At 69.1% G+C, this 12,576-nt stretch carries 9 protein-coding genes and 1 pseudogene; 4 read left to right on the top strand and 6 right to left on the bottom strand.

The window, feature by feature from the left end; genetic code table 11:
* Positions 1-6: 6 nt before the first annotated feature.
* Positions 7-1,428, bottom strand: coding sequence for an aminopeptidase P family protein (locus ASF80_RS05255; protein WP_056308596.1), 1,422 nt, complete (start codon positions 1,426-1,428; stop codon positions 7-9).
* A gap of 37 nt (positions 1,429-1,465) precedes the next feature.
* Positions 1,466-2,494 (bottom strand): endonuclease/exonuclease/phosphatase family protein, encoded by a 1,029-nt coding sequence (locus ASF80_RS05250; protein WP_056308594.1) that lies wholly within the window; start codon positions 2,492-2,494, stop codon positions 1,466-1,468.
* An 87-nt stretch (positions 2,495-2,581) separates the two neighbouring features.
* Here ASF80_RS05250 and ASF80_RS05245 point away from each other — a divergent pair, with 87 nt between their 5' ends.
* Entirely contained in the window at positions 2,582-3,457 is an 876-nt protein-coding gene (locus ASF80_RS05245) for a PHP domain-containing protein (RefSeq protein ID WP_056308592.1), read from the top strand.
* Between the two features lie 99 nt (positions 3,458-3,556).
* Here ASF80_RS05245 and ASF80_RS05240 read toward each other — a convergent pair whose 3' ends face one another.
* Positions 3,557-5,080, bottom strand: a complete 1,524-nt coding sequence (locus tag ASF80_RS05240) for a DEAD/DEAH box helicase (protein ID WP_056308590.1) — start codon at positions 5,078-5,080, stop codon at positions 3,557-3,559.
* Positions 5,081-5,248: 168 nt separating this feature from the next.
* Here ASF80_RS05240 and ASF80_RS05235 point away from each other — a divergent pair, with 168 nt between their 5' ends.
* Complete coding sequence (locus tag ASF80_RS05235) at positions 5,249-5,962, top strand: ferritin-like fold-containing protein (RefSeq protein WP_056311798.1); 714 nt, start codon at positions 5,249-5,251, stop codon at positions 5,960-5,962.
* Here ASF80_RS05235 and ASF80_RS05230 read toward each other — a convergent pair.
* Genes ASF80_RS05230 through ASF80_RS05220 form a run of 3 tightly spaced genes read right to left on the bottom strand, consistent with a single transcriptional unit; the run spans position 5,959 to position 6,994 of the window.
* Entirely contained in the window at positions 5,959-6,468 is a 510-nt protein-coding gene (locus ASF80_RS05230) for a hypothetical protein (RefSeq protein WP_056308588.1), read from the bottom strand. The two genes, ASF80_RS05235 and ASF80_RS05230, sit on opposite strands and share 4 nt — an antisense overlap.
* Positions 6,469-6,474: 6 nt before the next feature.
* Positions 6,475-6,762, bottom strand: coding sequence for a hypothetical protein (locus tag ASF80_RS05225; RefSeq protein ID WP_056308586.1), 288 nt, complete (start codon positions 6,760-6,762; stop codon positions 6,475-6,477).
* Between the two features lie 7 nt (positions 6,763-6,769).
* The gene (locus tag ASF80_RS05220; protein WP_056308584.1) at positions 6,770-6,994 is read right to left on the bottom strand and encodes a DUF3107 domain-containing protein; all 225 of its coding nucleotides are present in this window, start codon (positions 6,992-6,994) and stop codon (positions 6,770-6,772) included.
* Positions 6,995-7,179: 185 nt separating this feature from the next.
* Between ASF80_RS05220 and ASF80_RS05215 the strand changes: the two genes are divergently transcribed.
* Positions 7,180-10,413 (top strand): ATP-dependent helicase, encoded by a 3,234-nt coding sequence (locus ASF80_RS05215; RefSeq protein WP_056308582.1) that lies wholly within the window; start codon positions 7,180-7,182, stop codon positions 10,411-10,413.
* Positions 10,410-12,576, top strand: a pseudogene (locus tag ASF80_RS19250) (ATP-dependent helicase); the annotation flags it as partial. The gene ASF80_RS05215 and the pseudogene ASF80_RS19250, both read left to right, overlap by 4 nt.

Below are 12,576 nucleotides of genomic sequence, written 5' to 3'. Positions count from 1 at the left end.
GCGACGTCAGCCCTGGACCCGAGCGATCCACGCCTCGACCTCGTCGGCCGTACGGGGGATGTCGGCCGACAGGTTGACCGGGCCGTCCTCCGTCATCAGGATGTCGTCTTCGATACGCACTCCGATGCCGCGGTACTCCGCTGGCACGGTGAGGTCGTCGATCTGGAAGTACAGGCCGGGCTCGATCGTGAACACCATGCCCGGGGCCAGGATGCCGTCGTAGTACATCTCGCGGCGGGCCTGGGCGCAGTCGTGGACGTCGATGCCGAGGTGGTGCGACGTTCCGTGCACCATGTAGCGGCGGTGCTGTCCTCCCGCGTCACCGTCGAGGGCCTCCTGGGCGGTCACGGGCAGCAGGCCCCATTCGGCGACACGTGCGGCGATCACCCGCATGGCCGCCTCGTGCACCTCGCGGAAGCGCACTCCGATCCGTGCTGCGGCGAAGGCGGCGTCCGCAGCCTCGCGCACGGTCTCGTAGACGCGGCGCTGGACCTCGGTGAAAGTGCCGGAGACCGGCAGAGTGCGGGTGATGTCGGCTGTGTACAGGCTGTCGGCCTCGACCCCCGCATCGACGAGGATCAGATCCCCGGGGACGACGGTGCCGTCGTTGCGCGTCCAGTGCAGGTAGCACGCGTGAGGTCCGGAGGCGGCGATCGTGTCGTAGCCCTCGCCGTTGCCGTCTTCGCGGGCGCGGCGGTGGAACACGCCCTCGACGACGCGCTCGCCGCGTGCGTGCGCGATCGCCTCGGGAAGCGAGCGGATCACGTCCTCGAAGCCCTGAGCGGTGATGTCGACCGCACGGCGCATCTCGGTGATCTCGAACTCGTCCTTGACCAGACGCAGCTCGGAGACGAAGCGGGTGAGGTCGTCGTCCTCTTCGAGAACCAGTTCGCCCTCGACGGCTGCGAACCGGTCGAGGTGCTGGGTCTCGACCGCGAGGTCGGCGGCGACCCCTGCGAGCGAGGGACGGGGACCGATCCAGAACTCGCCGACCGTGGCGTCCGCGTAGAACTCGGTCGTGGTGCGGTCTGCTCGCTCACGGAAGTAGAGGGTGACGTCGTGTCCGTCGTCGGTGGGGTCGAAGACGAGGATCGAATCGGGTTCGGAATCCGAGGCCCACCCGGTGAGGTGCGCGAATGCCGAGTGCGCGCGGTACGGGTAGTCGGTGTCGTTGCTGCGCTGCTTCAGGGAACCTGCGGGGATGACGAGGCGCTTGCCGGGGAACGCGGCCGAGACGGCTGCCCTGCGGGTCGCCGCGTACGATGCCTGTGCGCGAGGTGCGGGAATCGATTCGGGGCGCTCCGCCCAACCGGTCGAGATCGTGTCGAGGAAGCCGCGCGGGAAGGGCTGCTTGCGGTTCGTCGTCGTTGCCTCGACGGGGGTCTCTGTGGTGGGCTCTGCGATCGTGTCGCGCTCTGCGGTGCTCATCCCTCCAGTCTGTCACCTGCGCGACGGACGCGGGATGTCAGCCTGCGGGCTCGAGCTGCACCACGAGGCCGCGGTGATCGCTGCCGGTGGCGTCGTCGATGACGACGGACCCGGTGGCGGTCCAGCTCGGGGACGCCATGACGTGGTCGATCGGAGTGCTGAGCAGTGCAGGAAGGGAGCTCGGCCAGGTGCCGCTGTAGCCGTTGCCGGTGCGCGTCGCGGCATCTCGGCAGTACCCCATGTCGCCGCCGTCGACACCGAGGCCGGCCATGTGGTCGATCGTCGCGTTGAAGTCGCCGGCGAGGATGAAGTTCCCTTCGGGGCACTGGTCGGCGATCCAGCGCAGATCGCTCTGCCACTGCGCCATGTCCTCCATGCGGGGCGCGACGGCGTGCACGGCCACGATCGCGGGGCCACCGGCGTTCCCGCCGACCGGCATCAGCACGACGCTCGGCACGGAACCGGTGTTGCTCGTGCCGTCCTCCGAGGACTCGATGACCGAGTACTCGCCGAGATCGGGCGAGACGAGGACCGTCGTGTGCCAGGACTTCGGACCGTCGACGACGTCCGGCTTGAACTGCACGTGGTGCACCCACATCGGGTGGTCCTGCTCGCGCAGCAGCACCGCGATCTGCTCGCCGACCTCCTCGGTCGTCTCCGGGAGCGCGACGATGTCTGCACCCCGATCGAGGATCTGCTTCGCGATCTCCTCGGCGGAGACCTCGTCGCCGGCCGTGTTCCATGTCAGGACGCGGATGCTGGAATCCGTCGCCGCAGGAAGCGTGTCTCCGCCGAACCCGCGCTGGAATCCGATGGCGCCGGTCGCGCCGGCGCCGAGCAGGGCGACGATCAGGACCGATGCGGCGAAGCCGCGCAGGGGCCTGGCGAGGAGGAGCAGCAGGGCGAGAGCTGCGACGACGAGGAACGCGGCGAGCACGACCCCACGGGCCGCCACGACCTGCGCGAACGGATACGTCTGCTCGAGATGGAAGAACTGCGGCCACACCAGCACAGCCGTCGCGATCGCGAACAGCACGGTGACGAGGATCCCCAGTAGTCGAAACATCCCATCCAGCCTAGAAGGCGTCTCTGTGAAGTCCCTGCCGCGACGGGGCGCGCGTCCGGCGTCGCCCGTCGTCGGTACGCTCAGAGGATGGCCACCGATCGTTCCCCTCGCTTCGCCGGTCCCGCCGACCTGCACATGCACTCCAACCAGTCCGACGGCACCGAGTCGCCGGCTGAGGTGGTGCGGCAGGCGCAGAGGTTCGGGGTGCGCACGATGGCGTTGACGGACCACGATCGGACGACCGGGTGGGATGAAGCGGTGGCGACCACCGCTGAGCTCGGAATGACGTTCATCCCCGGCATGGAGCTGTCGGCGAAGCACGAGTGGCGCAGCGTCCACGTGCTCGGATACCTCTTCGACCCGCTCGACGATGCGCTCATCGCCGAGACCGACCGGATCCGCGGCGACCGGATCGGGCGCGCGGAACGGATCGTCCGCAGCATCGGCCGCGACTACGACCTCAGCTGGGAAGACGTGCTCGCGCAGACCACCCTCGACGCGACCGTCGGACGCCCGCACATCGCAGACGCCCTGGTCGCGCGCGGCATCGTCAGAGACCGCACGGAGGCCTTCGACGGCATCCTGCACCCGCGCGAGGGCTACTACGAGCCTCACTACGCTCCCGACCCGCTCACGGCGGTGCGTCTCATCACCGATGCCGGGGGAGTCGCGATCATCGCGCACCCCGTCACGGTCGGACGCGATCGGATGATGCCGGTGCCGTTCATCGAGAAGCTGATCGCCGCGGGCCTCGGTGGCTTCGAGATCGATCACCGTGAGAACACCGAATCCGGCAAGAAGACGTTGCGCGCGATCGTCGAGAAGCACGATCTGATCGTGACCGGCTCGAGCGACTACCACGGCACCGGCAAACCCAACCTGCCGGGGGAGAACACGACATCGGACGAGATGGTGGCTCGGCTCATCGAACGAGCGACGGGTACTGCGCCGCGCTACCCCTGATCACGAAGGTGCAGTGCCGCGGTCTCGGGGAGACGACAGAGGGGGCGGACGCCGCTGATGCGGCATCCGCCCCCTCTGAGGTCGATCAGGTCGAGACGATCAGGCTCCGACGACCGGAGCGGCGCCTGCCCCGCCCGAGCCGCCGCGGCGACGGCGGCGACGACGTGCCGGGGCGGGCTTGCCGTCGTGGTGCTCCTTGCCTGCACCGTCGTGGGTGCCGGCGCCCTCGGCGCTGCGGTCACCCGACGGAGCGGACTGCGAGTCGCCTGATGCCGAGTCGGTCGTGCCCTCTGCGAACGTCGAACCCACCGGGTTCGAGCCTCCGCGGCGGCGGCGACGACGACGGGTGCCGCCCTCTTCCGTTCCCTCGGCGGCGGCATCTGCCGCTCGCTCGGGACGAGGCGCGCGCTCGGTCTTCACCGACTGCGTCTTCGGAGCCGAGACGAGGCGGCCCTTGGTGCCGGCCGGGATGTCGAGCTCCTCGAACAGGTGCGGGCTCGACGAGTAGGTCTCGACGGGCTCGGGCTGGCCGAACTCGAGGGCGCGGTTGATCAGCGCCCACTTGTGCAGGTCCTCCCAGTCGACGAAGGTCACGGCGATGCCGGTCTTCCCCGCGCGGCCGGTGCGACCCGCGCGGTGCAGGTACGTCTTGTCCTCATCCGGGATGGTGTGGTTGATCACGTGCGTGACGTCGTCGACGTCGATGCCTCGAGCGGCGACATCGGTCGCGACGAGCACATCGCGCTTGCCCGCCTTGAAGGCGGCCATCGAGCGCTCGCGCTGATCCTGGCCCATGTCGCCATGGACGCCGCCGACGTTGAAGCCGCGGTCACCGAGCTCGTCGACGAGACGCTGCGCCGCACGCTTGGTGCGGGTGAAGATCACGGTCTTGCCGCGGCCCTCGGCCTGCAGGATGCGGGCGATGATCTCGTCCTTGTCGAGCGAGTGGGCTCGGTAGACGAGGTGCTTGATGTTCGCCTGCGTCAGACCCTCGTCGGGGTCGTTGGCCCGGATGTGGATCGGGTTCGACATGAATCGGCGCGCGAGCGCGACGATCGGGCCGGGCATGGTCGCTGAGAAGAGCTGCGTGTGCCGCACGGCGGGCACGCGCTGGAAGATCTTCTCGATGTCGGCCAGGAAGCCGAGGTCGAGCATCTTGTCGGCCTCGTCGAGCACGACCTCGGTCGCGTTCGAGAGGTCGAGCAGGCGCTGGCCCGCGAGGTCGATGAGACGACCGGGCGTGCCGACGACGATCTGCGCCCCGGCCTTGAGCTGGTCGATCTGACCCTCATATGCCTTGCCGCCGTAGATCGCGACGACGCTGGTCGAGCGGTTGCTGGTGAGCAGGTCGATGTCCTCGTACACCTGCACGGCGAGCTCGCGAGTGGGAACCACGATCAGCGCCTTGACGCCGTGTTCCGGGTTCAGGCCCAGTCGCTGCACGACGGGGATGCCGAAGCCGAAGGTCTTTCCGGTTCCGGTCTTGGCCTGGCCGATGATGTCCTGGCCGGGAAGGCCGAGGGGGATGGTCTGCTCCTGGATCGGGAACGCGTCGACGATGCCCTTGGAGGCGAGTGCGTCGACGATGTCCTGATCGATTCCGAGATCAGCGAAGGTTGTCAATGTTCAGATGCCTGTCCGGCGACCTGCGAGGATCGCCATGTTTCACGGATCCACGCCGTCTCATGTGCCACAGGCGCGGGCCCCGCTCCGACGGCGGGGACAGCACCAGCCTACCCGAGGGGGTGGTGGCGCCCGGAAGTACCGCGTCGCCCGAGTATTGTGAACCCCGTGGTGAACTGGTTCTGGAAGCGTAGGACGCCCCGGCGCACGATGACGTTGCGCAGTCGCGGCGAGCAGGGCGCGTCGACGCGCGTCGACTTCGCCGAACTCGCGCCTGAGCTCACCCGGTTCCTCGGACAGGCGGCGTATCTGCAGCTCGGCTACTTCGAGACGCTCACCCGTCTGATCAGAGCGACCCCGGAGCTGTCCGAGAAGGAATCGCTGTCGCGCGCCGCCGGCGCGGCGCTGACGAAGCACCGGGCGATCGTCGATCTGATCGCCGAGCGCGGGGACGACCCCACGCAACTGATGCTCCCGTTCCGGGAGAACCTCGACGCGTTCCGCCGCAAGACGATCGGCGCCCGCCCGCGCGAGACCCTCCTGGCCGTCTACATCACGGCGGGCATGCTCGACGACTTCTACTTCGCGCTCGCGTCGAGCTACGGCGACACGGGGGAACGGGTGGCAGAGCTCCTCAGCGAGGACGATGCTCGACACGAGATCGTCGCGATCATCCAGGAGACGATCGACGGTGACGGAGAGTGGCGCTCGCTGCTCTCGATGTGGGCTCGTCGTCTGGTCGGCGACACGATCCTCGTCTGCCGGTCGGCTCTGCGTCAGCCCGAGCTCGCCGCCATGAGCGAGGACCGCGTCGAGCTGGTCTACACCGAGCTCATGGGAGCCCACGCACGGCGTATGGATGCCATGGGCCTGGCCTCTTAGGCCACGACCTCCTGCGCGCGCATCCGCTCGAGGCGCCGCGTCAGGCGCCAGGCGATCACTGCCGGGATGGCTCCGATCACGCCGAACGAGATGTCGATCAGCTGCCAACCGAGCGGAATGCCGCGGACGCTGCCGGCGATCAGGGCGAGTGGGACGATCCCGATGCAGGCGATCACACCGAACTGGATCACCCAGATGTTGCGCACCGGATCGACCAGCGGGCCGATGAACACGACGGCGATCACCAGGTGCGCGAAGGCGAGCCAGTCCGTGCCGTAGGCGATGAACGGGTATCGGGCGTCGACATCGGTGAGAGCATCCGCCACGCGGTCGACCCAGCCGACCGCGTCAGGGAACCAGATTGCGGCGGGACTGTCGTGCAGGAGGTTCGACGCGAAGCCGAGCTCGAGGCGCAACGGAAAGGCCGTGACGCCGCTCACGACGAGACCGATCATGAGCACGACGATGCTGATGCGGATCCACCGCAGAGTGCGACGCTCGTCCACGAGCTGTCAGATGCCGAGTGCGGCCTTGGCCGTGGCGTCCGACCGGCGACGGAGCGCGACGATCGCGACGGTCAGCCCAGCGGCCACGACGACCGCGCCCAGAACGCTGGCGAGCCAGAGCCAGACGCTGTCCTCGCCGACACCCAGCCACTGGAGCCCGGTGTAGACGACAGCGGCCAGAGCCGTGGCGATCGCGGGCGTCAGTGCGACTCCGCGCAGTTCTCGGCCACCGATCATGAAGTGGGCGGCGATGCCGAGCGCGCACGCCCCGATGAGTGCGAGAAGGATGTACATCGCGGTGTCAGGCGAAGAAGCCGACGCGACGGGACTCCTCGGTGCCCAGCTCGATGTACGCGAGGTTCGCGGTGGGAACCAGGTACGAGTTCCCCTTGACATCGGAGAAGTTCAGGTGCGAGGTGTTCTGCTCGAGAGCCGAGGCGACCTGCGTGCGGACCTCGTCCGCGCTCGATGCGGTCTCGAAGCTGAGCTCGCGGCCGGTGTTGATGATGCCGATGCGGATTTCCACGCGTACTCCTGTTTTCCAGTCGACGATGCTGTGGTCGAGTCGACCACGGAGGTCGACGACTGCGCCCAACTCTACCGGGCGGCGACGCCCTCGGATCGGCCGAGTGGCCGGTTTCGCCGTGAGCGCACAGCACGTGCGGCACCGCCCGGCCGATGATGTCCGTGCGCCCCAGTAGCGTGGAGGACATGACAGAGGATGCCGCGCAGAACGCCGTGATCGGCGCTGACGTCACGGCATCCGGAGTCATCATCGGCGCACCGGGAACGGGCAAGACCCGCACCCTCACCGAGCGGGTCGTGCACCTGCTCGACTCGCGAGGAGTCCGACCCGAAGAACTCCTCGTGCTCACGCCCAGCAGGCAGGCCGCGACGGCTCTTCGCGACCGGATCGGCGTGCGGATCGGTCAGGCGACCCCTGGTCCGCTCGCCCGATCGCTCGGGTCGTTCGCCTTCCAGGTCGTGCGTGGAGCGATGGTCCGTGCAGGAGCCGAACCTCCGGCGCTGCTGACCGGTGCCGATCAGGACCGCATCATCGCCGAGCTGCTCGCGGGCGATGCAGAAGACGAGCGCATCGCCTGGCCCGACTCGCTCAGCCCGTCGGTCCGAGCGTCCAAGGGGTTCCGCTCCGAGCTCCGGGCCTTCCTCGCGGAGTGCGTCGAACTCGGCGCACAGCCGTCCGAGCTCCGGGCGGCGGGCGATCCCGCGTGGGCTGCGGTGGCGGACTTCCTCGTCGAGTACCGGGCGGTTCTCGATCTGGCGCGCGCATCGCATCGGGACGCCGCCGACCTGCTCGCAGAGGCCAGTGCGATCCTGCGCACGGCGGATGCCGCGGACCTCGGACCTCTCGCGCACCTCAGAGCCGTCCTGATCGACGATGCCCAGGAGCTCACCAGGGGCGGCATCGCGGTCGTCGAGGCCCTCCGGGCCCGCGGTATCGCCGTTCTCGCCTTCGGTGATCCCGACATCTCGTCCGGTGCCTTCCGAGGGGCGAGCCCTGAGCTGTTCTCCCGGCTCGCGACCGAGCTCGGCGAGGTGCACGTCCTGGACGGTCCGCATCGGCAGGCAGCAGCACTCACCGCACTGACGAGGACGGTCACGCAGGCGATCGGCGTGTCCGGTCGTGTCGACCATCGGCGCGCCCCGGTCCCCGCCGAGCCGGAGGAGCGCGGAGCGACAGCCGTCGTCAGCACTTTCGTGGCGCCGTCGCCTCACGAGGAGCTCGATCGCATAGCGGGCGTCATGCGCGAATGGCACCTGACGAACGATGTCCCGTGGGATCGCATGGCGGTCATCGCGCACGACACCCGCCAGGTGACCCAGCTCGAGACGGAGCTGGCCGCCCGGGAGATCCCGACGCGCGCGGCCGGAGTGCAGCGCCCGCTCGGCAGCGAATCGGTCGTCCGCGACATCGTCGGCATCGTGCGGCTGGGCCTCACTGCACCGGGCGAGCGCTCCTCCCAGGACTGGGAGGAGTCGTTGCGCACTCCGTTCGGCGGGATGGACGCCATCGGACTGCGCCGCCTTCGGGCTCGTCTTCGCCACATCGAGCTCGAGCACGGCGGCTCCACCCCGGCGCGAGAGCTCCTGCGCCAGGCACTGACCGCACCCGCGCACCTCGACCTGATCGACTCGCAGGAGTCCCGCAGAGCCGCGCGCTTCGCGCAGACGGTCGCCGAGGTGGCCGACGGGGCCGCGGCGGGCGAGACGATCCACGACCTCCTCTGGCGTGTGTGGGATCAGTCGAGGGCCGTCGACGGGCGAAAGCTGCAGACCGCCTGGCGGGAGATGTCGCTGCAGGCGAGCGGGTCTGAGACTGCGAGGGCGCTCGACGCGCTGGTATCCCTGTTCGGTGCCGCGAAGCGGTTCGTCGAGCGGAGCCCGAACGAGAAGCCGGAGGTGTTCGTCCGCGACATCCTCGACAGCGAGGTGCCTGAGGACTCGCTCGCCAGCCCCGATCGACCGGGACGGGTGACTCTGCTCACCCCGGCGACGGCTCTCGGCACCGAATTCGACGCGGTGGTGGTCGCGGGGGTTCAGGACGGCATCTGGCCCAACGTCCGGCTCCGCGGAGGAATGCTGCAGACCTGGAGGCTCGCCGACGCGCTGCTCGCGGCCCGCACCGCAACGGCCGAGCAGCCTCCCGATGTGCTCGATCGGCGCCGAGGTGCGCTGCACGACGAGTTGCGCCTCTTCGTGCGAGCGATCTCGCGGGCGCGGCGTCGACTCCTGATCACCGCAGTCGACGACGACGACATGACGCCGAGCCCGTTCTTCGCCTTCCTCCCGGTGCCCGATCCGCCCGAGATGCACGCGTCGGCCGAACATCCCCTCACTCTGCGGGGCCTCGTCGCGCGCCACCGTCGCGTGCTGACGTCTTCGAGCTCCGCGCCCGCGCGAGAGCATGCGGCCTCCCAACTGGCAGTGCTCGCGAACGAGCGCGTGCCCGGTGCGAATCCTGCCGAGTGGTACGGCGTGACGCCACCGTCGACGGATGCGCCCCTGCATGACCTGACGGTCGAGGCCGCGAGGGTGTCGCCCTCGCGGATGGAGTCGTTCGAGGAATGCGAGCTGAACTGGGCCGTGTCCGCACTCGGCGGCGACACGGTGATGCCGCCGTCTGCGGGGATCGGAACGATCATCCACGAGGCGATGGAGCAGGTGCCCGACGGTGAACTGGAGCGCCTGCGCGACGTCCTCGCCGAGCATTGGCCGGAGCTCGACTTCGAGACGGCGTGGATCGGACGAAAAGAGCGCCGCCGGGCCGATCTCTACATCGATCGGCTGCACAGCTACCTCTCGGACGTCGCAGCGGACGGTGGCCGTGTGATCGCCGGTGAGGTCGAGTTCCGCTTCGCCGTCGACATCCCCGAGCAATCCGGCGCGCTGCCCACTGCGCGCGCGGCGAGCACCGAGGTGGAAACCCACCCTCACGAAGCGATCGTGCACGGCTTCATCGACAGGGTCGAGGCATACGCGCCCGGCGGCGGCGAGCACGCGAAGGCCCGAGGGCAGAAGTGGACGCGCATGGCGGACGCTCAGAACGGAGAGCGCGTCGTGGTCGTCGATCTGAAGACGGGCAAGTACGAGCCCGAGAGCGAGCAGAAGGTCGCAGACCATGCCCAGCTCGCGGCCTACCAGGTGGCCGTGCAGGAGGGACTCATCGCAGGCGCGGACCCGGCGGCGCTCGTCGGAGCGCGCCTCGTCCTCGTGGCCAAGACACTGGCAGGCAGCGACTTCCGCGTCGCGCACCAGCACACTCTCGCCGGAGACGAACGGGTGCACTTCCTCGGCCGGATCGCAGAGGCCGCTCGAGGCATGTCGGCGTCGAGCTTCACCGCACACGTCGAGTCGCACTGCGCAGACACGCAATGGCGTGTCCAGCCGTGCCGTATCCACACCGTCGCCGCGGTGAGCGCATGACAGCGTGGACGGGGGCGGGCAACGGCATCTCCGCCCTCGACGTCGCCGCAGCACTCGGCCTCCCGGCACCGACCGAGGCGCAGCAGCGGGTGATCGAATCACCGCCCGCGCCCGCGCTCGTCGTCGCAGGGGCGGGGAGCGGCAAGACCGAGACCATGTCCGGACGCGTCGTCTGGCTCGTGGCGAACGGACACGTGCGGCGCGATGAGATCCTCGGGCTGACATTCACCCGCAAGGCCGCCGGCGAGCTCGCGGAGCGGATCGCTGTCCGGCTCGCGCTCATCGACGAATACGGCAGACGTGGCCTCCTGCCGCACCTGCCCGAGATCGTGGCGAGCGGCGCGCTCGATCGTGTGTCCAGAGCGGCGAACGCCCGTCAGCGGGAGGTCGTCAGATCGCAGGTGCTCGACGAGCTCGCAGAACGCTACGGAACCGCGGGAGACGTGACGCCGCCCGCGGTCGAGGATCTGCTGATCCGCCCCAAGGTCTCGACGTACAACGCGTTCGCGGACGGCATCGTGAGGGAGCACGCGGCACGGATCGGCCGTGACTCCGACGTCGCAATGCTCAGTCAGGCCGCATCATGGATGCTGGCGCGGGACATCGTTCTCCGCGCCGACCTGCCGGAGCTGGAGGAGATCGACCGATCGGTGGCCGGCGTGGTCGACGCGGTCCAGCGGCTGGCCGGTGACTCTCTCGATCACCGAGCGGACCTCGAACGCGCGGATCGGATCGCATCGCGTCAGGCTGACGCGTTCGAGCCGTACCGAAGCAATGCCGACATCTCGACAATCACGGCGAATCTGCGCGCACTGCCGGCGCTCTCCATCCTGGTGCGCGAGTACATCGCGGAGAAGGAGCGCCGGGGCGTGCTGGACTTCGCCGATCAGGTCAGCGGCGCCTACGACATCGTCGAATCATCGCCCGATGTGCGCGACGAACTGCGACAGCAGCATCGCGTGGTGCTCCTGGACGAATACCAGGACACCTCGGTGATCCAGACGCAGTTCCTCGCCCGGCTCTTCCGCGACTCCGCCGTGATGGCTGTGGGAGACCCGCACCAGTCGATCTACGGATGGCGGGGTGCCAGCGCAGACAACCTGCACGCCTTCGCGCGGACCTTCTCTGAGAAGGAGTCGGTCGGCAACTACAGCCTGATGACGAGCTGGCGCAACGACCGGAACATCCTCGGCATCGCCAACAGGGTCCTCGGGCCGCTGCGCCGACCGGGATTGGACGTGCCACCGCTCGAGGCTCGCCCAGGCGCGGGTGACGGTGCGGTGGAGATCCGGTTCCCGCTCACGGTCGACGACGAGGCGCGTGAGGTCGCCGAGTGGTTCGCGGCACGGCGCGCGGCGCATGAAGACGGATCGAAGCCGCACACCGGCGCCGTCCTGTTCCGATCGAAGCGACACATGCAGACGTTCGCCGCGGCGCTCGCTGCACAGGGGATCCCGCACAGGATCCTGGGACTGGGCGGGCTCCTGGCGACGCCCGAGGTCGTCGATGTCGTCTCGACGCTGCGGGTGCTGCACGACCCCACCGCCGGCTCTGCGCTGATCAGACTCCTCGTCGGGCCCCGATTCGCGGTCGGGATCGCCGACATGGCCGCCCTCCAAGAGCTCGCTGCCGAGCTGTCGAGGCGTGACAGCGGGCTGCTGCCTCTGGACGAGGATCTCCGGCAGCGCATCCGCGCATCACGCGGTGCCGACGAGGCGCTCTCGATCGTCGACGCCGTCGACGTGCTCCGCGGCCTCAGCGACGATTACCGCCTTCTGGCACGGATCACTCCCGAGGGGCGGGCCCGGATACGCGCGGCGGGGGAGATGCTCGAACGCCTCCGTCGAGCCTCGTCCCTTCCTCTTCCCGACATGTTGAGGCTCATCGAGCTCGAGCTGCGTCTCGACATCGAGCTCGCGGCGAACGAGACGAGAGGACCGGCGCGCATCGCGGCCACCCAGCTGCGGGCGTTCACCGACGAGGTGCGTACCTTCCTCGCAGCCGACGAGCGGGGCACCATCTCCAGTCTCCTGGCCTGGCTCGACAAGGCCGAGAGCACCGACGAGCTGGTCCCGCGACCGGAGCCGCCCGAGCCGGGAGTGGTCCAGCTGCTGACGATCCACGGATCCAAGGGCCTCGAATGGGACGCTGTCGCCGTGGTCC

Origin of the sequence: Microbacterium sp. Leaf159, from assembly GCF_001423615.1 — a bacterium.
Classification (GTDB): Bacteria; Actinomycetota; Actinomycetes; order Actinomycetales; family Microbacteriaceae; genus Microbacterium.
Note: the sequence above shows the minus strand (reverse complement) of the source record. Positions and strands in the feature narration are given on the sequence as shown.